At 40.5% G+C, this 20805-nt stretch carries 16 protein-coding genes; 4 read left to right on the plus strand and 12 right to left on the minus strand.

Going from position 1 to position 20805, the window contains the following annotated elements:
- Positions 1 to 33 precede the first annotated feature (33 nt).
- Positions 34 to 156, plus strand: a complete 123-nt coding sequence (locus tag CVT07_RS10265) for a hypothetical protein (protein WP_269059561.1) — start codon at positions 34 to 36, stop codon at positions 154 to 156.
- A gap of 295 nt (positions 157 to 451) precedes the next feature.
- Here the strand turns inward: CVT07_RS10265 and CVT07_RS06770 are convergent, their stop codons facing one another.
- The 10 genes from CVT07_RS06770 to CVT07_RS06815 form a co-directional block, all read right to left on the minus strand.
- Positions 452 to 2284, minus strand: coding sequence for a dynamin family protein (locus CVT07_RS06770; protein ID WP_107936281.1), 1833 nt, complete (start codon positions 2282 to 2284; stop codon positions 452 to 454).
- Positions 2277 to 4358, minus strand: coding sequence for a dynamin family protein (locus CVT07_RS06775; RefSeq protein ID WP_107936283.1), 2082 nt, complete (start codon positions 4356 to 4358; stop codon positions 2277 to 2279). Before CVT07_RS06775 ends, CVT07_RS06770 begins: the two co-directional genes overlap by 8 nt.
- 268 nt (positions 4359 to 4626) lie before the next feature.
- Positions 4627 to 5370 carry a hypothetical protein gene (locus CVT07_RS06780; protein ID WP_107936285.1) on the minus strand — a complete coding sequence of 248 codons (744 nt, stop codon included), beginning with the start codon at positions 5368 to 5370 and terminating at the stop codon, positions 4627 to 4629.
- Between the two features lie 193 nt (positions 5371 to 5563).
- The gene (gene tsaD / locus CVT07_RS06785) at positions 5564 to 6574 is read right to left on the minus strand and encodes a tRNA (adenosine(37)-N6)-threonylcarbamoyltransferase complex transferase subunit TsaD (RefSeq protein WP_107936287.1); all 1011 of its coding nucleotides are present in this window, start codon (positions 6572 to 6574) and stop codon (positions 5564 to 5566) included.
- Positions 6571 to 7869 (minus strand): M99 family carboxypeptidase catalytic domain-containing protein, encoded by a 1299-nt coding sequence (locus CVT07_RS06790; protein ID WP_107936289.1) that lies wholly within the window; start codon positions 7867 to 7869, stop codon positions 6571 to 6573. The genes tsaD and CVT07_RS06790 overlap by 4 nt, the downstream gene beginning before the upstream one ends.
- Positions 7869 to 9104 (minus strand): uracil-xanthine permease family protein, encoded by a 1236-nt coding sequence (locus CVT07_RS06795; RefSeq protein ID WP_107936291.1) that lies wholly within the window; start codon positions 9102 to 9104, stop codon positions 7869 to 7871. Before CVT07_RS06795 ends, CVT07_RS06790 begins: the two co-directional genes overlap by 1 nt.
- Positions 9091 to 10200 (minus strand): 1-deoxy-D-xylulose-5-phosphate reductoisomerase, encoded by a 1110-nt coding sequence (gene dxr / locus CVT07_RS06800; RefSeq protein WP_107936293.1) that lies wholly within the window; start codon positions 10198 to 10200, stop codon positions 9091 to 9093. Before dxr ends, CVT07_RS06795 begins: the two co-directional genes overlap by 14 nt.
- Positions 10182 to 10922, minus strand: a complete 741-nt coding sequence (locus CVT07_RS06805; protein WP_107936295.1) for a phosphatidate cytidylyltransferase — start codon at positions 10920 to 10922, stop codon at positions 10182 to 10184. The genes dxr and CVT07_RS06805 overlap by 19 nt, the downstream gene beginning before the upstream one ends.
- Positions 10923 to 11708: 786 nt before the next feature.
- Positions 11709 to 12815, minus strand: coding sequence for a D-TA family PLP-dependent enzyme (locus tag CVT07_RS06810; RefSeq protein ID WP_107936297.1), 1107 nt, complete (start codon positions 12813 to 12815; stop codon positions 11709 to 11711).
- Positions 12816 to 12903: 88 nt separating this feature from the next.
- Positions 12904 to 15357, minus strand: coding sequence for a molybdopterin-dependent oxidoreductase (locus CVT07_RS06815; protein WP_107936299.1), 2454 nt, complete (start codon positions 15355 to 15357; stop codon positions 12904 to 12906).
- 153 nt (positions 15358 to 15510) lie between these two features.
- Here CVT07_RS06815 and CVT07_RS06820 point away from each other — a divergent pair, with 153 nt between their 5' ends.
- The 3 genes from CVT07_RS06820 to CVT07_RS06830 are packed head-to-tail and all read left to right on the plus strand — an operon-like array spanning position 15511 to position 17012.
- On the plus strand, positions 15511 to 15804 hold the full coding sequence (locus CVT07_RS06820; protein WP_107936301.1) for a putative quinol monooxygenase: 294 nt from the start codon (positions 15511 to 15513) through the stop codon (positions 15802 to 15804).
- Positions 15805 to 15836: 32 nt separating this feature from the next.
- On the plus strand, positions 15837 to 16058 hold the full coding sequence (locus CVT07_RS06825; protein WP_002941152.1) for a hypothetical protein: 222 nt from the start codon (positions 15837 to 15839) through the stop codon (positions 16056 to 16058).
- Positions 16059 to 16109: 51 nt separating this feature from the next.
- Entirely contained in the window at positions 16110 to 17012 is a 903-nt protein-coding gene (locus tag CVT07_RS06830) for a hypothetical protein (RefSeq protein ID WP_107936303.1), read from the plus strand.
- A gap of 186 nt (positions 17013 to 17198) precedes the next feature.
- On the opposite strand, the gene CVT07_RS06835 is transcribed toward CVT07_RS06830, so the two are convergent.
- Both CVT07_RS06835 and CVT07_RS06840 read right to left on the minus strand, forming a co-directional pair.
- A complete protein-coding gene (locus tag CVT07_RS06835; protein ID WP_107936305.1) occupies positions 17199 to 19937 on the minus strand; it encodes a M16 family metallopeptidase in 2739 nt (912 codons plus the stop codon).
- A 100-nt stretch (positions 19938 to 20037) separates the two neighbouring features.
- Positions 20038 to 20754: a basic amino acid ABC transporter substrate-binding protein gene (locus CVT07_RS06840; RefSeq protein ID WP_087583725.1), complete on the minus strand. Its 717-nt coding sequence runs from the start codon at positions 20752 to 20754 to the stop codon at positions 20038 to 20040.
- Between the last annotated feature and the right edge of the window lie 51 nt (positions 20755 to 20805).

A 20805-nucleotide genomic window follows, 5' to 3' on the forward strand; every position in this document is an offset into this window, starting at 1 on the left:
ATTGATGAAAATTTATCTAGCATTTTAGAAAAAATGAACTATGAAACTGGAAGTCTTACAAACAAAGGATTAGACGACATCATGGATGAGCCTAGACTTCCCAAAATTTACAAAAGATATAAGGATAGCAGCAGCATAGGTAGCCAAGAAATTTAGCAATTCATCGGTGCTATCTCAAATAAAAATACCAAAAAAGGCGTCTTTATTACAACGGCAAAATTTACAAAAGAGGCCCAAACGTTTGCCAAAGATAGTCAAAACTTTAGCGTAGTCTTGATAGATGGCGACAAACTAACTGAGCTAATGATAAAGTATAAAGTAGGCGTTCAAACAAGCCAGATATATGAAATTTACAAGATCGACACCGACTTTTTTGAGGAAAATAATTTTTAAAGATGCTAGCGAATTTAAAATTTGCAAGACACTTGCACGCGCAGTTTGAAGTCAAATTTTACTTTAATATCACCGAACTCTCTTGCAGTTTTTCTAGCTTTAAAATTTGCTCATTTGGCTTTGCCTTTAGGCGCTCAAGCATCGCTATTTTTTGGGCGTAAATTTCATTAAATTCGGTCTTTATATCAAGCAAAGTTTTATTTAAAAAAGAGTTATTTGAGCACATAAGATCGTCAAATTCATAAAGGCTAAAGGCATTTAGCATGCGCTCATAAACCTCTTTTGCGCTTGGGATGTAGAGTGGCGTGCCCATTTGCAGGTGCGAATTTAGCGAGTTTTCGATCTTTTGCTTTAAAAAATAAACCGCAAGTTTAAGTGCATTTTCGTAGTTTGACGCAACCTTTACGTCAAGCTTTTCAAAAAAGAGCGATATCTTTTGCGTCGCCTTAAATTTGGCATTTTCATACTCTCTTAAGAAATTCTCATAGGTCCTGCCAGCGTAGGTATTTATCGATTTTGTCTCGTAGTTTGAGGCAAACTCATCAAATGGATTAAAGCTCTCATAGCGAGATTTGTAAACGAAAAGCTCATCTTCTAAGCTTTTATAAAGCTCATCAAAAGCCGATATGATCTCATTTTCAAGCCCTTTTAGATCTCTTTTGTAGCGTTTAAAAAATTTAGAAAATACGACGTCTTCATAGATGAGCTTTGAAAAGACCTCGTCCGTGTCAAGGCTTATCATCTCAAAATTTTCTCGCTTATAAATTTCTTTGTTTAAAAGCGTCTTTGATGGGTTAAATTTTGTCCTAGAAAATGGCTTAAGCAGCTTAAAAACTTCATCGCTTGCAAGCTTGATAGCCTCGCTCATATCGCTGTATCGCAGGGCTATTTTAGGCTTAAACTCCTCTTTTATAGCTTCTAGTTTTTCTTCAAGCGTGGCATTAAATTTATCCAAAATTTCATCAGCTGCGCTATAAACTTTTAGGCGGTTTTCTTGCTCGCTAATCAAAAAATTTACTATCTTTTTCGCCCTTGCTTTTATGAAATTTTCTTTAAAGCTCGCGTTTAAAAACGTCTCTTTTATCGCACTTAGTGCTTTAGCGAAATTTGAGCTTTCTAGCTCGCTCTTGTTTTCATTTGTGATGCCATTGAGCGCCTGCTTTGACGAGATAGCGATGATATCTTCAAACAGCTCGCCGTAAGTTTGTCTAGCGTGCTTTAGCAAGCTTTCAAGCTCGTACTTACTTAGCTTATCCTTTTGGTTGATGAAGCAAAGTGCCTTTAGATCGTTTGTCTTTAAAATTTCTTCTACGCTTTCAAGCTCGCTAGCCTTTGCTGCGTTGTTTGCGAGGCTTAGCCAGATCGCGCCGCAAACCTTTTTTAGCGTGTTTTTGGTCTCTTTCGTGTCGGCATCTCGTAGCGAGTTTAGCCCGGGCGTGTCGATGAAATTTACCTCTTTTAAAATTTCGCTTGGCGCATAAAGTGTCATGCTTTTTATCTGCTCGCTCATGGCGTTTAGCTCTGTAAGCTCGCTGCTAGCTAGCAAGCTCTCGCTACCATTTGTAAATTTCACGCTAAGAAGCGGCATCTTTGCAAATTTTAGCCGCACAGCCTTTGCCGTGACAGGCGTTAGACCTGATGGCAAGATGTTTTGTCCAAGCAGAGCGTTTAAAAATGTTGATTTGCCACTTGAAAACTGCCCTATAACAGCGATTAGAGGCGGCTCATTTAGAGTGTCGATTAGTAAATTTAGGCTCTCTTTTATCTCATCGCTTGCGTGCAGGCTTGGATCATTTAGCTCATTTACTAGCCTTGCTAGCTCGCCCTTAAAGTCGCTTGTAAAAACCTTAAAATATCTCGCCTTATAGGCATTTATAAACTCGTTAAAAATTTTCTAGCTCCCCTAAAAGCGAGCAAATTTCATCTTGCAAGGCGTTTTGCTCTTTTAGTTTTAAAAGTGAGTTTTGATTTTGCGAGCTAAGCTTTTCTAGCTCACGATCTAGCTCTTTTAGCCTCTTATCAAGCGTGGCTTTTTGAGCGCTTTCATAGGTTTTTATGAGATTTAAAAGGCGATTTTTTTCATGATCAGTTAAAATTTCACAAAATTGAGAGATGTTTTTATATTTTAGCAAGCCCTCTTTTAAGCTTAAAAGTGCTTCACTTGCGTCATTTGAAATTTTCGCTCTAAATGCAGCTAAAAGCTCCTTAAATTCAAGCTTTACGCCCATTTGCTCTAAAAAGTCATTGATGCTAAAAATCTCATCTTTGCTCATCACATAATCATCAAAATTTAAAGCGATATTTTGCTCGCATGATCTTGTTTGCACTAAAGTTTCGTTTCTAGCCTCTCTCATAAGTGCCATCACACCGTCGCGAAGCGTTGTTTTTGCGATTTGTTCTAGGCGCTCAAAATTTAAGCTTTGCTTTTTGCTTTTGCAGTAGGCTATCTCGCTTTTTACCTTATCGTTTAGGTTTTGTAAAAGCGTCTCAAGCCCCATTTTATAGATGTTTTTGGTATTGCTACTTTCAAGCTTTGCAAGCTCGTTTTTGGTTAGGCTTTCAAGTTTAGAGAAATTTTCACTAAGTGCGTTTTTGACGCTTGCCTGCTCATTTTGAAGCTTTTTAAGCTCCACTTCATAAGCTTTGAGCGACAAAATTTCAGCCTTAGTGGCCTCAAGCTTGCTATTTAGGATATTTTTTAGCTCCTTTTGATACGAGCTTAAGATAAGGGCTGATTTTTTAGAGTTTTTGCCAAAGAGCACCTCGTAAAGGTAGTCCTTAAACTCCTCTACACCGCTATTTGCAGCGCCTTCTAAGTAGCTTTTTGCACTAAGCGCAAAATAATCAATCTCAACGCCATTTATCTGCTCACCGATCGCTTTTTTTGTGTAGTTTAGCGTCTCGTTTAGCTCTTTAGCGCTTAGCTCATCAGCGTGAGTTAGCACCACAGCAAGCCTTACGATATGCGAGTTTTCGAGGCATTTTTTTAAAAATAGAGCGTCTTTTTGCGTGGCACTTTGTGAGGCGTTCATGAGGTGAGCCAAAAGGTCGCACTCCCTCATAAAATTTGTAGTGATCTGCTCTCTTAAAACCACCGCATCATCGATGCCTGGCGTGTCTATGATGCAGACGTTGTCTTTTAAAAGCTCCAAGTCGTCATAAAGCTCTACGCTTTTTACGAGATTTGCTGTTTTTGAGCTTGATGATGTGTAGTTTTTTATCTCATCTATGCCGATATCTACGCTTTTGCTTGGTAAATTTTCACTTGGTATGCCAAGTGCTAAAAGCTCATCTAAGGTGTAAAAATTTACCCTTGCAAAGCTATCTTTGGAGTATTTTAAAATGGTTAAATTTATCGTTTCTGGCACGTTTGAAGCGCCAAGGACGGGTTTGTTTAAAAGGGCGTTTAAAAGGGTTGATTTGCCAGAGTTTATGACGCCGCTTGCTGCTATGTTAAAAAGTGTTTCGTTTGATCTTTTTTTGGCTGCCGCAAGTGCCTCTAAAAAAGTTTTTTCATTATCAAGCAAGCTTGCTTTTTCGTTTATCTCATTTAAAAAGTCTAGGTTTTTATGGAAGTGATCTTTTGGCTTGGTATGAGAAATTTTAGCCTCATTGGCGCCTTTGTTTTTGCTTATGATCTTTTCTAAAAAGGCAAATTTCTCATCATCTATGATCTTTTCATCACGCAATATTTCTAGGTATTTTACTATCTCATCGATTGAAATTTTAGCCTTATTTAACGCTTTAAGAGTTGCAAGCTGTGCACTTTGTATGCTAAATATATCAAGCTCAACCTTAAGCCTTTTTAGCACCGCTCTAAACTCATCAAGCGCCATAAACTGATCTAAATTTCTCTCGTCGCAAACCAAAAGAAGAGCTAGCAGATCTGGGTAAAATGGCACGCTAGCAGCAGCATTTGTATAAATTTTATTTGCACGCCAAGCCTGTTTTAAAAACTCATCCATAAAGACTCTTTTTGTTAATATTTTGGGATTTTATTAAATTTTTACTTATGAAGCTATCAAAAAATGAGGATGGCGCTCAAGCAAAAAGATATAAGAGAACTTCGCACAGTTACAAAAAATAGTATCAAAAAAGCACTGAGTTTTTGTTACAAGTAAAATACAGCTTTAGCTTCCAAAATATCGAATTTGCTCTTATTCGAATGAGCTATAGCATGCTTTTAAAATGTAATACTTTTAAACTTAAAGATATTTATTTTAGTAGCAAAATTTATCTTGCGTAAAACATCGCAACCAAACCGCGGTTTATATCTTTAGTATCACCATCATCTATCTTTGTAACCTTTGAGATGCCCACACTTTTATCGCTATTTATCGTGAAAGTGAGTTCAATAACTCTCTCATTTACCTTTCTAGCATTTCCACCAAAATAGATCACTTCTGGCTCTTTTTGCGAGTAGTAGGCGGCATATTTGCTTTGGGCTACGACGTTGTCAAAGACCCATTTTTGTTTGATATCTAAATTTTGAGCAAGCTCATTTTTAAACTCAAGGTCGCAGCTAACAGAGGCTAGGTAGCCAGCATTTTCTTTTGTCGGATCAAATTTACAGTGCTTGTTTACGATTGATAAAATAGTCTCTTTGTCTATGCTTTTACCACTTTTTAATATGCTATTTGCGCTATCAAGTGCTAGCTCCAGGCTGTTATCAACTCTTTTTTGCTGAGCAGCTTTTGCATTATTTAGAGCTTTTATGTAGCCGCTATTTTTTCTTTCAAACTCATCTTCAAGTACATTTTTTCCTACCACGCAGCTTACTTTAACCACTTTTTTATCGTCGCTACTGATGTCTTGCCACTGGGTGCTTGTACAGCCTTTAAAGCTATCTATCGCTGAGCCTATTGTTATTGATTTGTTACCTTTTAAAATGTAGTTTTTTACAATGCCTATGTTGCTTTCCTTGCAGCCCACTAATAATAAAAGTGCGCTAAATCCTAGAAATAGAGCCTTTTTCATCATTTTACCTTTTTGTAAATTTGACAAAATAGTACCAAACTAAAGTTTAAATTATTATGATTTTATTAAAATAAATTACATAAATATAATTTATTAAAATAATTATTGAAAATTTAAGCTTGAAATAGCGCAAATTTGTATTGTTTTAAAAATTTAAAAATAGGAAATTTTAAATAAAAGGTTTTGAAGAAAATTATAGATCTAGCTCAAATTTCTTAAAACTAACCCTTGGATTTATAGTTAGCTTATCATGTGAGATAAACTCTTTTTTTAGGTATTTTTCGCGACCAGCTCTTGCTATCATCAGCGCATTATCAGAGCAAAACGCAATTGGTGCTAGCAAAAGCTCGCACTCATTTTTTTGACAAAGAGTTTCAAGCCTTTTGCGTAAATTTAAATTTGCGCTCGCTCCACCAACAACGCCAAAGCGCTTGAAATTTCTTAGCGTAAAAACCCTTTCAAGCTTATTTAAGATGTGCTCACAAGCCGTATTTTCAAAGGCGTAGCAAATATCTGAGATATCTTTTTGTGTGATAGTTTCAAGCTTTGAAATTTCAACTCTTACTTGGTTTTTAAGCCCTGAAAAGCTGTATTCAAGGCGTTTGTCGTGAAGAAGTGGGACGGTAAATTTAAATCTCTCTTTATCCTCACACAAAAGTGCGTTTTGCTGCACCACAGCACCTCCTGGATAGCCAAGATCGAGCATCTTTGCCACCTTGTCAAAGCTCTCACCAAAGCTATCATCGCTTGTGCTTGCAAGCTCTGTAATCTCGCCATTTTCGTTAATCTCAAGTATCATCGTATGTCCGCCACTAACTAGCAAAACGCCAAGCGGAAAGGTGGCTTCATGGTCTAAAAATAGCGAGTAGATGTGGCCAACTAGGTGATTTACGGCGATTAGTGGGATATTTAGGGCGATGCTTAGCGATTTTGCCATGCTCACACCTCCTATCAGGCTCACGCTTAGCCCTGGCTCGTTTGTCACGGCGATCGCGTTTATATCTTTTAAATTTGGCAAGATATCGTTTAAAAGTGCTGGTAGCGCCTTTGTGTGAAGCCTCGCTGCAAGCTCTGGGACCACGCCACCAAAGATAGCGTGCTCCTCTTCTTGCGAGATCTTTTTATAATAAATTTGCTCTAGCGTGCTTTCATCTATGAGCGCAACAGAGCTGTCATCGCAGCTGCTTTCTATGCCAAGTATCATCTAAACTCCGCTAGTATCATGCCGGCAAATTTCTCTTTGCCATTTTCGCTTTTATAAAACTCAACTCGGTAAATTTTGCCATCTTTATCTATGCTATAGCTTTTGTTTAGGCTGTTTTTATCGATATCTTGCTCGCTTTCATCAACACTTTTTGTGCCGTACCCTATGACATTTACGCGCACGTTTTTGAGCGATTTTACCTTAAAGTTCTTTTTAACGCTAAATTTATCGCCACTTTTTAGCACAAGCTCGTTGCCATCGCCCAAGAGAGAAATTTTATCAAGCGGCTTTGCAAACTCGAAGTATTGCGGCTTTAGCCTTGTGACAGAGCGGTTGCCATACTGCACTTTGAAGCTATCTTTATCTTTTATAACGGCGATTAGTGGATTTGGCGAATGGTAGCTTAGCTCGCCCTTTTTAAATGGCACGAAGCTTATCACAGGCTTTAAATTTTTAAGGCTAAGAGCGTAGCTGTCAAACAGCTCAAGTCTGATCTCTTTTTCGATCGCCTTTTTCACGCTTTTGACATCGAGCTCAAAGGGCCTAGTAAAGCTAATGCCAGTCTTTTTCATATACTCCTCAATCGCTACTAGGTGATAATATGTCCTTTGCTCGGCGTTTAAATTTTTACTAGCTTCGTTTGCAAAGGCGGACTTGTTTTGCGTGATAGCGTAGTAGGTAAGGCTTTTTAGCATCTCTTTGTCGCCCAACGCTGTGTGCGTGTTTTTGACGTGATACTGATGTTTTGGGTCTATGAGGTGCTTATTTAGCACATCTTTTACGCTTGATGCGATACTTTCAAGCTCTGGGTACTTTGAGCCTGGCAGTGTGCTTTGGTCTATGATGCAGGTATTGCCCCATTTGTCTGGATTTTCGTCCTTGCTTATAAATTTATCTCTATAATATCCGCTGCCATCGTGTAAATTTAAGATGAGAGTGACGTTTTTGTCGGTGATGACGTCTTTTATCTTCATCACTGAGTTGTAGTCTGGATCGTCCTTTTCGACATGGGCGAATTTTCTATTCATATCACCCTTTGTGCCGCGACTTCGCTCGATGATACTTGGGAAATTTAAATTTGGCACGACCCAAAGCGAGCCTTTTGTGATGTTGTAGTCAGTCGCCACGATAGAGGCCGCCAAAAAACCGCCTGGCTCGTCGCCTTGTATGCCACCGATTAAGAGCATAGTATTACTACTTGGCTCACCTTTTTTGATAAGTGCATAGTCCAGTGCGCTTGCATTTGCAAGGCTTGCAGCCGCAAGAGCTGCTAAAAAAAGTCTAAATTTACGCATTAATATCCTTCGTAATGCTTTGTTTTTGGCAAAAGCAAATTTAAAACTATACCAGTAACCGCGCCAAGTCCGATACCTGAAAATTTAACCGCTCCAAGGTCAAGCACCATGCCGCCGATGGCAAAGATGAAGATGAGGGCTACGATTATCATATTTCTAGGATCGGCAAGATCGACTCTGTTTTTTATAAGTGTCTCCATGCCAACGCTTGCGATGATACCAAAAAGTAGCAGCATGATGCCGCCAATGACTGGAGCTGGGATGGTTGAGAGCACTGCGCCAAGCTTGCCAACAAAGGCTAGCACGATAGCAGTGATCGCTGCAAAGGTCATGATCGCTGGATTATACGCTTTTGTAAGGCTAACTGCGCCTGTGACCTCTGAGTAGGTGGTGTTTGGCGGACCACCAAAGGCAGCAGCTAGCGAGGTGGCTAGGCCGTCGCCTAAAAGGGTGTTTTTAAGCCCTGGATTTTTCAAAAAATCCTCTTTTGTGACGTTTGAGATAGCGAGCATATCGCCGATGTGCTCGATCGCTGGGGCGATGGCGATAGGTATCATGTAGATGATCGCTTCAAGTTCAAATTTTGGTGCGCTAAAGCTTGGCACTCTAAACCAAGGGGCGTTTGCGATGGCGCTAAAATCAACCATGCCAAAGCAGTAAGCCACGATGTAGCCAGCGATGATGCCAAGCAGGATCGGTATGAGCCTAAACATCCCCCGTCCTAGCATCATGACAACGATAGTGGCGATAAGCGAGGTGGCTGCTACCATCATAGCTACGTTTTGGGTGTAGGTCTGGGTAGCTGAAGTAGCCATCTTAACGGCATTTGGAGCTAGTATCAGACCTATGGTCATGATGACAGGACCAACGACAACTGGAGGCAAAATTTTATGCAAAATTTTCTCGCCGCCAAAGCGAACCACAAGACTTAGCGCGACGTAGAAAAATCCAGCAAATATAACGCCACCCATAGTCACTGGTATGCCCCATTTTTCGATGCCGTACTGAAGCGGAGCGATGAAGGCAAACGAGCTTGCTAGAAAGATCGGCGGGACGTTTTTTCTAGTTATTAGCTGAAAAAGTAGCGTGCCAAGGCCAGCGGTAAAAAGCGCTACATTTGCATCAAGCCCCGTAAGGATAGGCACGAGCACGAGCGCGCCAAAGGCGACAAATAAAAACTGCACACCGATCAAGCTTTGCTTAAGATCAAATTTATACCCCTCATATCTTTGCATTTAGCATCCTTTTTGCGTATTCTCGAACCTCTTTATCAACTTCATAAATTTCATCTACGCTTGAAATTTTAAGACTCTTAAATTTTTTTGCTGAGCCTAAAATAAGCCTTGATATATCTAAAAATGAGCACTTTTTCTCTAAAAAGCTAAATACTCCAACCTCGTTTGCAGCGTTTATGACGACACCTAGATCAGGACTAGCTAAGACTTCATCTTTTAGCGAAAAGACTGGATATTTTTTAGGGCTTATTTTATGAAATTTGATACTTTTTAGATCGAGTAAATTTGCGTGCGAGACGATATTTTGCTCAACTTTTTCAAGCATAGCGTGCGCGATAGCTAGCTTCATATCTGCTCGCGAGAGATGCATCGTGCTTGAGCCATCGATAAATTCGACTATGGCGTGGATGGCTGAGGTTGGCTCTATCACGGCCTCGATATCTTTTATGCCATAAAGCCAGTAGGCCTCCATCACCTCAAAAAGCTTGTTTGTCATCGTCGCGCTATCAATCGTTATCTTTGCGCCCATATCCCAGTTTGGATGTTTTAGAGCGTCGCTTGGCGTAGCATCTTTTAGAAATTTGATCGGTTTTTTATAAAATGCCCCACCGCTTGCTGTGATGATGAGCTTGCTTGGAGTTGTTTTATTTTCTAATAGAAATTTAAGCCCAAAATGCTCGCTATCAATGGGTAAAATTTCTCTTGTTTTTAAAAACTTGCCACCAACTACAAGGCTCTCTTTGTTTGCAAGTGCTAGCTTTTTACCAAGTGCTTGTATCTTTAGGCTAGGAGCAAGGCCAGCAAAGCCCACAAGGGCGTTTATCACCTTTTTTGAGCTTGAAATTTCAAGCATTTCTAGCAGTCCAGCCTCGCCAAAAAAGATGTTTTTAGCTTCAATGTTTTTTACATTTTTAGCTAGCTTTTCGTCGCCCACACAAACAAATTTTGGCTTAAATTTTAAAATTTGCTCATTTAGCAAAGCTACGTTTTTAGCGCAGCTTAGCGCCTCAACCTCTACATTAAATTTTTCGCAAAGATTAAGAGCATTTTTACCGATCGAGCCAGTTGAGCCAAGTATTACCACGATAGCGACCAAAGTAGCGCAACAACGCCAAATAAATAGCCATCTATCCTATCAAGCATGCCGCCGTGACCTGGAAAAAGCGAACCGCTGTCTTTGACGCCGCAAAGTCTTTTTAGATAGCTCTCAAAGAGATCTCCCCAGACCGCAAAGACGCAGACTAAGAAGCTTGAAAATAAAATTTGAAAAAAGCCTTTTGATACGAAATCTCCAACTATGCAGCCTATGCAGCCAACTACCGTGCCTAGTATCACGCCGCCAACTGCACCTTCGATGGTCTTGTTTGGTGAGCTTGGGCTAAATGGGTGCTTACCAAAGGCTTTGCCAATAAAAAATGCGCCACTATCGCTCGCAACTACGCTTAAGATAAGCCATACAAGGTACTCAATCCCATATTGTAATAAAAGCATCCACATCATAAGAATAGGTATAGTAGGATAGATGAACGGTGCCACTATCTTTAAGTTTTCATTTTTTTGATAAGCTAAAACAGAAGCAACAAACATAACTGCTACTATTGATAAAAAGATCGGATCAGTAAAAGGTAAAAATCCATAAATAATAAGCGCTGCATAGGTTAATTTTTTATTTTTTATGCCATAAAGATCTAATGATTCTTTAAATGCGAAACAATAAACGACGCCAAGTAATGTGTAATTTAAATAAGGATTGTTTGTATATACAATAATTAAAAATAAGGCAAACAACAAAACGCCAGTGATTATGCGTGATCGCATACTTTCTCCTTAAAATCGTTATTTTGCCGTAATTATAACACTTAAAAGTTAGACGGCGTTTATAAGAGTGAAATTTGGTTTAAAATGTGTTTGAAAATTTGATACGAGTGCAGAAAGATGTTTGATAGAGCTTTATATTTTCATGTGGTTTATTAAATTTTAAATTTTATGAGCGAGTAATTTCGGCTCTAAAATTTGAGCTAAGCTGTAAGTGAAGCCAAATTTTAGTAGCCAACTCTTTAGAGTGAATGGAATTTTAAAATTTGAAAATAGCTTTATTAAATTTATAAAAATCTTTTTATTCAATATGGAGGCAAGATGACTTGAATTTTGCTTTGCAGGCTCGCAACTGCAAGGCAGGCACGAAGCCGTCCCCTTATCCCCCTTTTTAAATCCCCCAATCCCCTCGCACGTTAGAAGTGGCATGCAATGGTGCTGGCGCACTGCATGCGGTTTTGTCAAATTTGAGCAAATTTTAAAATTAGAGTTGGCATATCACGGCTCTAAATTTAGTGATAAATGAAGTGCAGCCTAAATTTAGTAGTCTGCTAAGGCGAGTGAGTAAGGTTTTACAATTTGCAAATTTGCTTTATTAAATCAAGTAAGGTGTTAAGTAAATTTTAAAATTTCATGAGCGAGTAATTTCGGCTCTAAAATTTGAACTAAGCGATAAGCGAAGCCAAATTTTAGTAGTCAATTCTTGTGAGTGAATGGAATTTTAAAATTTACAAAAAAGCTTTATTGAATTTTAAAATTTAAATTTTTACATAAAGCCCAAGCAAATCCCTACTCTATCCTGCCTCTTGCCAAAACTGGCACCTTTTCGCAGACCTCATCGCCGCTTACGAGATAGGCGTAGTCATACAAATTTACCACCGGACAGATGTGATTTGGATAGATGCGCACGAGATCGCCCACGCGCACGCTTTTTGCAAATTTCTCGTTTAAGATGATCGCATGCTCGTCAAATAGGCTATCTATCCACACTTCATGCTCCGCGATGAGTCCCATGCCAGGCGTCGTGCAAAAGCCCTCGCTGCGCCTCTCTTTGGTTAGCGCCTTTGCCCCAGCATCAAGGATCGTGCGGGTCGCAGTCGGTCTTGAGATCACCGTGGCAAGCACACTAGCAGCGTTCATATCAAAGCTACCATAAGCATTTGCCTGCGACGCATCCATAAATATATATGTGCCAGGGCGAAGCTCCGTAACGCCTTTTGGTATCTCAAAATCATTTATCAGTGAGGGCGTCGAGCCAATGCTAACAGTAAAATTTTCATACCCAAACTCACGCGCGATTTCAGCAAATTTTAGCGTCCTCTTGGTTGCCACCCTAAAAATTTGCTCGCACCCACGCTTATCTTTTGCCTTGTATGAGTGGCCATCATGCGAGAAAACACCACAAAATTCCACGTTTTTACACTCTTTAAAAGCGCTCATCAAAGCTCTAAAATCGCCCTCTTCTATGACGCCTGAGCGGTTTTCGCCAACTTCTATCTCGACAAGCAGCCTAGCTATCTCGCCAGCCTCGCCAAAGACCTCATCAATAAGCCTTAAAACGCCCACGTTATCGACGCCAAAGCTCACTTTAATGCCAGATATTAAAAGAGCTATGATGCGAGCAAATTTCTGCCTTGTGACGATCTCATTTGCGATGAAGATGTCATTTAGCCCCTCTTTTGCCATCACTTCAGCCTCGCCCACCTTTGCCACCGTGATGCCCTTTGCGCCGCGCTCTACTTGCAGTTTTGCAAAGTATGGCATCTTGTGCGTTTTGGTATGTGGTCTTAAGCTTACGTTAAATTTATCAGCATATTTTTGCATTTTGTATAAGTTTTTTAGCACTATTTCCCTGTCTATGAGCAGTGCTGGGGTGTCTATTTCGGCTATTTTCATGAGCTATCCTTTCTTTTTTCTTAGATTTTAACTCTAATTATTTAAAAAAGGATAGCTTTTAGCACTTTAAATTTTTAAAGTGTTACTTTTAGGCCTTTCTTGCGGCGATCTTTGGTGCGTCAAACGCCCTGACACGTTTTGGCGTGCCCTTAAATTTCTCGATCTCGACAAGGCTCGTGTGAGCGGTGTTGCTCTGGCTCATCTTGCTTGATGGCACGTCTTTTGTGAGCACGTTTAAATTTCCATGCAAGCAAAGGCTCTTCTCGCCTGGCACATCTGGGTCGTACCAAGCGCCCTCGCTCACGATGACGACGTTTTGCGGCACGTCCTCGGTCACAAATGCACCGCACAAAATTTCGCCCCTGTCGTTGTAAATTTTCACCACGTCGCCCATTTTTATCCCTCTAGCCTCGGCTGTTTTTGGGTTTATGAGCACTGGCTCGCGCTCTGCGATCTCGTTAAAATGGCGAAGAACAGAGTTATTTAGCTGCGAGTGAAGTCTAAATTTAGAGTGCGCGCCGCTGATGGCGATAGGGTATTTTTTATTTTTTGCGCCCAGCCACTCAAAGGGCTCAAGCCACGTCGCATGCGGTGGGCAGTCATCGTAGCCAAAGCCAGCGACCGTTTCAGAGTAAATTTCTATCTTGCCAGATGGCGTTTTTAGCGGATTTGCCACTGGGTCGTCGCGGAATTTCTTATAGTTTGTAAAGTAGCGTTTTTTCTCATCGACCTTGTCAAATCTAAAGTATCCCTTCTGCCAAAACTCATCAAAGCTTGGCATGCTCTCATACCCAAGCCCAGCAGCCTTTTTAACGGCATCTTCGTAAATTTCTTTGACCCACTCTAGCTCGCTTTTGCCCTCGCTAAATGCCTCTTCTCTGCCCCACTCTTTTGCGATGAGCCTTGCGATCTCGAAGTCGCTCTTGCTCTCGCCAAATGGTGCGACGAGTGGCTTAATGGCAAAGAGATACTCGTTAGTCGAGTTTGCCATCTCGATGTCCGTTCGCTCGCACTCAAGCGCAGCTGGCAGGACGATGTCGCTTAGTTTTGCCGTGCTCGTCCAAAATGGCTCGCAAGTGATGATCGCTTGCACTTTTTGCATAGCTTTTATCACTCTGTTGGTCTCTGGATGCCTTGTAAATGTCGAGCCGTTGGCATTAAACATCACTCTGATCTTTGGTAGCTTGTAGCTCTTGCCATTTCTAGTTATCTCTTTGCCAGGGCTTAAAAGCGCGTCTATGAGCCTTGAGTTTGGTAGCTCATAGCCCTTAGTCTTTGGCACAAGGCCACTATCAATGAATTTTTGTGGCACCTTCGTCTCAAAAGCCGCTAGTTTAGGCGCTATGAAGCTCTCGTCAGCATTTTTGTGCATGCCGTCATTTGTGACAAAGCCACAACCCTCTTTGCCGATGTGTCTAAGCATCGCATTTAGCGTCACAAGTGCCCAGTAGGCCATCTCGCCGTGATCTTGCCTTTGGATGGCGTAGCCACTAACTATGACCGAGTCGTTTTTAGCTAGGTCCTCGCTAAATTTCGCCAGCTCTTGCTCACTCACGCCACAAATTTTGCTTGCCCAAGCTAGGTTTTTATTGACCCCGTCTTTTGTGCCAAGCATGTACTCTTTAAATTTATCAAAGCCAACGGTGTATTTTTCTATAAATTCTTTGCTATAAAGCCCCTTTTCAAAAAGGTAGTTGCACATGCCTATCATCATCGCCGTATCGGTGCAAGGCACGACTTCAAGGTACTTTGCGCCAAAATATCTTGCGCTTTCGTTGTGATAAACATCGACGCTATAAATTTTCATCTCGCCGCTCTCGCCCTTTTTTCTGATCTCATCGTAGTATTTGTATGAGTTGTGAAGCGGCACGCCAATGGCGATCTTGTTTGAAACGACTGGGTTTGTGCCCCAAAATACGATCGTTTTGGCATTTTTTAAGATAGCCTCCCACTTTGTTGGCGCGAGTGTTGGATCGATCGAGCCAGTGACGTGAGGCAAAATGACAGTTGCTGCGCCGTATGAGTAGCCACCAAGCTCATTTACATAGCCGCCAAGCACGTTAAGTAGCCTCTTTGCGGTCTTTTGGCTGTGGCCGACTTTACCAAGGCTACCCCACTGATAAACCTGTCCGTATATCGCCTCAGCGCCGTATTTATCAAAATTTTCTTTTAAAATTTTCGCACTTAGTTTTATCGCCTCATCCCAGCTCACGCGCACAAACTCCTCTTTGCCACGAAGCTCTGGCTTTGGGTTGTTTGGGTCAGCCAGAAAGCTCTTTCTAACAAATGGATATTTTACACGGCTTTCATTTTGGATATGATCAAGAAGTGCGTTGTTTAGCTCATTTGGGCACGCATCACCCTCAAATGGCTCAGTCTCTACAACGCGGCCTGCGATAGTTCTTACATAAAATGGGCCAAATTTGTTTGCACTTAGCCCGCTTTGCTTGTCAAAAAGCGCCTGAGCTGCTCCGTCAAGTTCTTTTGCTTGAAGGCTTGCTGCGCTTAAGGCACCAAGCTTTAAAAAGTCTCGTCTTTTCATTTTTTCTCCGATATTTGGTTAAATTTGTTTGGTTTTATGAGTTATAAATTTACTATTTTGTATCATCTTGTCATGAAAAGGCCTTGTAATGTAATACGCAAACTTGCGTCTAAATTGCGTTATTTTAGCCAAAAAATATTAAAGGATAGACAAATGGTAGGATTTTATGTAAATGTAAAGTTAAAAGCTGGATGTGAGGCGAAATTTGAAGAAATTTTAAAAGAGATCGTGCCAGCTTCAAGAAAAGACAAAGGCTGCATAAGCTATGAGTGCGGCGTAGTTGCGGGCACTAAAAGCGAATACTGCTTTATGGAGAGCTGGGAAAATTTAGAGAGCCAAAAAGAGCACATGAAGAGCGCTCACATGGTGAAAAACGCAGCTACACTTGAGGCTTGCAAAGAGAGCCAAGAGGTAAAAATAATAAATTTTGTAAGCACAAAGGAATAATATTTGCTTAAAAAGGGGCAAAATTTAGAAAAATGAGCGAAGAAAAAATGCTTGAGATGATAAACGCGACTGCCGATATTATGTTTATGGCTATACTTAGAGGGCGTGTGAGCCTTGAAGCCTGTAAAAAGGATAAGGAGTTCATCGACGCTCTAAGAGAAGAGCTACTTAGCAAAAACCCAAACAAGCTCAAAGTCGCGCAAGACTCGCACCAGATGATCGCCATTTTCGAAAAATACCGCAATAAAAAATAATCCAACTTAAAATTTAAATCCATTTGCCGATATTGTGTTAAAGGATTTGACATGATAAACGCACTAAATGGACTTAATCAAAGCTTTAACTATCAAGACGCTTTTAATAAGCAGCCAACGACTATCGCAAATTTAGGCAAAGTAAAAATTTCTCCCAATGCCCTAGACATCAAGCATCTATCGCTCTCTGGCTACTCGTCAAATGATAAAATTTCTATCTGGGGCAAGATAAATGGCCTTGATAGCAAGATGGGTAAAGATGAAGTTGCTAGCCTTAAAAATTTCGTTGATAGCACGAAGCTTTGGAGGTTAAATTCCATCCTAACTAGCGAGAAAAACGGCTTTAGCGTAGATGAATTTAACAAAACTTACAATATATCCGCTAGTGCCACCGACACTATTGGCATCATGATCAATCACAATAATGGCGCGCTTCATCTAAGCCGTGAAGCTACAAATTTGCTAGATTCTGATCTAAGTATCGACGATTTTAAAGACAAATGGCTGGAATTTACCGCCGAAAGGATACTTGGCGAGCATGCAAATGTAAAAATTTCTTTTAAAGATGGCGCTCTCTCTTATGAGCAAACATCGGCTAAGAAGCGCATAGAGATCTTAGGTCAAGCGATGCTACAGCGTGTAAGCTACGCTGATAAAAACAGCAAAGATGAGTTTTTGAAATTTCTAAAAACAAGTTATGAAAAGGGCGAAAATATCGCTGATGTGCTGCAAAATATCGCTCTTGTACCAGTTAGGGAAGATGGCGATGAAGATATAGAAGAAGAGAAATTTAAGCCTATGCAAGTTACCAAAAAGAGCGTGACCTACACGGATAAGGATATAAAACGCGAGTTTTTTGAGGAATTTATCAGGCGTGAGGTCGAAAATGGCGCGAGCTTTGATGATCTGGTGCAAAAGCTAAACGAGCTAAAGCCAAAGGATATACTGGCTTAGCTTTAAGTTTAAATTTTGGGACTGGCTTAGCGCGCTAAATTTCAACTCGGGCTTAAATTTAAAGAGCCAGCTTTGCTCTTTAAAATTCTATTTATATTTAAATTTCTTGAAGCCAGCTTGGCTCCATAAATTTATATTCAGGATTAAATTTAAAAAGCCAGCCAGCCTAGCCCTCCAAAAAAATTTCTACTTCGGATTATTTATGCTTATCACCATATTTTTCTCATCAAGATATAGCCTAGCAGCCTCTTTGATATCGTCATTTGTGACCGCTTTGACCGCATCTATATACTCATCAGCCGTGTAAAGTGGCGTGTTAAAAATTTTATTTGAGATGATGAGATTTTGCCAAAACTCAGGCTTTTCATAGTCTTTCTTTATAGAAATTTCACTCTGCGCCTTAAAATCCTCCAAATGTTTTGGCAAGAGTGCGCCATCACGCTTGATGTTAGCTATTATCTCCTTTATCTCGGCGATGATCTTATCCGTGTTTGCAGGGTCGCAAGTAAAGCCGATCACCGCCTTTGAGTGCTCATACGGATAGCGTGAGAGCTTGGCGTTTAGGCTAAAGCCGTATGTTTGGCCTTTGTCTTCTCTGATCTTTTCACGAAGCGCTGTTTTTAAGACCGAGCTTAGCGCTCTTAGCTTGATCACCTCTTTGAAGCTGTATTTTGTATCTAAATTTATTATATCCACGCTCACATCGCTTCTTTTTGTGCTTTGATACTCCCTTTTAAAGGTGTGCTCTCCCTTGATGCTTCGCACGCCGTCATCTTTAAAATTTTCAGCCTCGCCAAGCTTTGGCAAGGTAGCGATATACTTTTTAACAAGTGGCAAAAGCCTCTTCTCGTCGGTGTCGCCGATGATTACGAAGGTGTATGAGGCTGCGTTTGTAAATTTATCTTTGATGATCTCTTTTAGCTCATTTAGCTTTAGCGCGTCGATCTGCGCCATCTCGATGGGCGCTACACGCTTATTATTTTCGTAAAAAAACTTGCTAAATTCGGTGCTAAATTTATATTCAGGTAAATTTTGCTCTTTAGCTAGCTCATCTTTTGCTCTTTGCTTTATCCTCTCAAGCACGTTTGCATCGGCTCTTGGCGAGCTAAACTCTAAATTTATAACAGCTAGCAGCGAGCTAAGATCGCCACTGCTTGAAGAGCCGTAAATGCCCTGTGTAAGCGCCTCTATGCTCTTTTCGTAGCTTACTATCTTGTCGTTTAGCACCTTTGAAAGCTCGTAGTTGTTAAATTTACCAACGCCACTTTCATTTGTGAGCGCAACTGCAAAGCCACCAAGCTTAGGATCAGCTAGATCTGAAGTGCCACCCTTGCTAATGGCTGCGAACAAGATGCTATCTTTTTTGGTGGCTAGTGGCTTAAAGATGACTTGCGAGCCATTTGGCAGCTTATAAGTATAGATGCCATGCTTTTGGTCAAATTCGCTAGAGACTATATCTTTTGGCTCTAAATTTTCATTGCCAAGGCTCTTATTTAGGCTCTGGCTAACTAAATTTGTATCGTAAGGGCTAGCCTCATCTTTTAGCTTCAAAAAGGCATCTTTGCTAAGTTTAAAGCCATCTTTGCTAAAGACCCTCACGCGCTCATCAGGTATGGCTAAAATTTGCTTAAATCTAGCATTAACATCCTCTAGCGTGATCTCGTTTAAGAGCTTTAGACTAAGGTTTTTGCTATCTTCATCGCTTAGCACAAAGCCGCCATTTTCGATCATATTTAAAATTTCACCTGCATAAACGCTTGATTTTTTAGTTTTTGAGCGTTTAAATTTAGCCTCTACGTTTGCCACAAACGCCTTTTTCACATCGGCAAAATCGCCTTTATTAAAGCCAAATTTCTCAATGCCCTTTAAAACGCTTAACATATCTTTAAGGCTAGCGTTAAAATCATCTCCGATCACATTTGCCTCAAAGCTATAAATTTTTTGCTTTGCTTGAAGCGTTTGCACCATAAAATCAACACTTAAATTTGATGAATTATTTGCATTTTTTTGCTCATAAAGCATATTTATAAGGCTTGCTATTAGCGCATCTTTTAAATTTCGCTTCACATCAGCCTCGTTTGAGACCGGCTTAAATTTATCAAAAAAGCTAAGTCTTACAAACTGAGCCGCCGTCTCGTTTGCGTCGTAGTTAAAGACGTTTAGCCCATCTTTAAAAGCGATGCTTTTGTCTGGATGGACGTATGAGTTGCTGTTTTTTGCTGCGCTAAAGTTTTTCTCTACCAGAGCTTTTATCTCGTTTTTATCAAAGTCGCCAACAGCCACAAAACTCATAAATCTTGGCTGGTAAAGCCTCTCGTAAAACTCTTGCATGTGCTTAACATCCACGCTTTTTATCACGTTCATATCGCCTATAGGCACTCTTTTTTGATAGATGCTACCTGCAAAGATGTCCTTACTTTGGGCAAGATAGAGCCTATATGCTGGCGTGTTTCGCTGGCGCTCCTCCTCCATTATGACGCCACGCTCCTTATCAAGCTCGCCTGCGTCGATCTTCACGCCATCGATCCAGTTTGAAAAGACCTTAAAAACGTCCTTTAAATTTTTCTCATTTACATTTATGCTTAGCGTGTAGCTCGTCTGATCGTAGCTTGTTTGCGCGTTTAGATCAGCGCCAAATTTAACCCCAAGGCTCTCAAGCTGTTTAATGAGCTCATTTTTGCTAAAGTCGCGGCTGCCATTAAACGCCATGTGCTCCAAAAAGTGCGCAAGCCCCTGCTCGCCCTCTCTCTCATCGGTCGAGCCTGAGTTTACGACTAGGTAAAAGATGGCTGTATTTTGCGGGAGTTTATTCTCTTTTATGTAGTATTTAAGCCCGTTTTTTAGCTCGCCACTTAGCATATCTTTGTCATTTTGCAAGGCAAAGAGGCTAAGCGCTAGGCACAAAAGTAGCAGAATTTTTCTCATAATCCGTCCTTTAAATTTCTATGTAAAAGCGGATTTTAGTATAAATTTTAAAACGCAAGATAAAGCTAGCCTGCTAAATTTGCAGGCTAGTTGGGAGGTGTTATTTTAGTTCGTATTTTTTAAGCAGTGCGTCGTAGCTGCCGTCTTTTTTCATCTCATCTAAAATTTGATTTATCTTAGCGATAAGCTCGCTCTCTTTGTTTTTGTCAAAAGCGATTGAAAAGCCTTCGCTACCATCAACCTCTTTGAAAAATGCCTCTATTTCAGGGTTTTTCTTGATAAAGCCATAGCCGATCGAGCTATCAAGGATGACTGCGTCAAATTTGCCAACTTTTAGCCCCATTATAAGCGGCACAGTATCTTCTGAAGGCACTACTTTTGCGCCATTTATCGCATTTGCAGCTAGCTCTTGGATGGTGCCTTGTTGCACGCCTACCTTTTTGCCAGCTAGCTCCTCTTTGGCTTTTAAAGCGTCGTTGCCTTTTTTCTTTAGGTAGATGTTTTCAGTTAGGTAGTATGGCTTTGTAAAGTCAATCGACTTTAGTCTATCAGGAGTCGCGCTCATCGCACTTATGATGCCATTTATCTTGCCAGCTTTAAGCGCTGGGATGAGGCCATCAAAGCTCATATTTATGATCTTGTATGAAAAGCCGGCACGCTTTGAAATTTCATCTATCAGATCGATGTCAAAGCCTGTTATTTTGTTGTTTTCATCGATGTATTCAAATGGCGGGTAGTTTGCCGCAGTACCAAATTTTAGCTCGTTTGCACAAAGAGCAACAAAAGCTGTCAGTAAAAGAGCAAAGATCTTTTTCATGTCTATCCTTTAAAGTGATTTAAAGCCCTAATTATCGGCATTTATCTATTA

The organism is Campylobacter concisus (genome assembly GCF_003048875.2).
GTDB lineage: Bacteria > Campylobacterota > Campylobacteria > Campylobacterales > Campylobacteraceae > Campylobacter_A > Campylobacter_A concisus_AU.

Bases quoted from the DNA above. Each gene is read 5' to 3' on its own strand.
- CVT07_RS10265 (WP_269059561.1), top strand. From the start codon at position 34: ATGAACTATGAAACTGGAAGTCTTACAAACAAAGGATTAGACGACATC.
- CVT07_RS06775 (WP_107936283.1), bottom strand. From the start codon at position 4,358: ATGGATGAGTTTTTAAAACAGGCTTGGCGTGCAAATAAAATTTATACA.
- CVT07_RS06780 (WP_107936285.1), bottom strand. From the start codon at position 5,370: ATGAAAAAGGCTCTATTTCTAGGATTTAGCGCACTTTTATTATTAGTG.
- tsaD (WP_107936287.1), bottom strand. From the start codon at position 6,574: ATGATACTTGGCATAGAAAGCAGCTGCGATGACAGCTCTGTTGCGCTC.
- CVT07_RS06790 (WP_107936289.1), bottom strand. From the start codon at position 7,869: ATGCGTAAATTTAGACTTTTTTTAGCAGCTCTTGCGGCTGCAAGCCTT.
- CVT07_RS06795 (WP_107936291.1), bottom strand. From the start codon at position 9,104: ATGCAAAGATATGAGGGGTATAAATTTGATCTTAAGCAAAGCTTGATC.
- CVT07_RS06805 (WP_107936295.1), bottom strand. From the start codon at position 10,922: ATGCGATCACGCATAATCACTGGCGTTTTGTTGTTTGCCTTATTTTTA.
- CVT07_RS06810 (WP_107936297.1), bottom strand. From the start codon at position 12,815: ATGAAAATAGCCGAAATAGACACCCCAGCACTGCTCATAGACAGGGAA.
- CVT07_RS06815 (WP_107936299.1), bottom strand. From the start codon at position 15,357: ATGAAAAGACGAGACTTTTTAAAGCTTGGTGCCTTAAGCGCAGCAAGC.
- CVT07_RS06820 (WP_107936301.1), top strand. From the start codon at position 15,511: ATGGTAGGATTTTATGTAAATGTAAAGTTAAAAGCTGGATGTGAGGCG.
- CVT07_RS06825 (WP_002941152.1), top strand. From the start codon at position 15,837: ATGAGCGAAGAAAAAATGCTTGAGATGATAAACGCGACTGCCGATATT.
- CVT07_RS06830 (WP_107936303.1), top strand. From the start codon at position 16,110: ATGATAAACGCACTAAATGGACTTAATCAAAGCTTTAACTATCAAGAC.
- CVT07_RS06835 (WP_107936305.1), bottom strand. From the start codon at position 19,937: ATGAGAAAAATTCTGCTACTTTTGTGCCTAGCGCTTAGCCTCTTTGCC.
- CVT07_RS06840 (WP_087583725.1), bottom strand. From the start codon at position 20,754: ATGAAAAAGATCTTTGCTCTTTTACTGACAGCTTTTGTTGCTCTTTGT.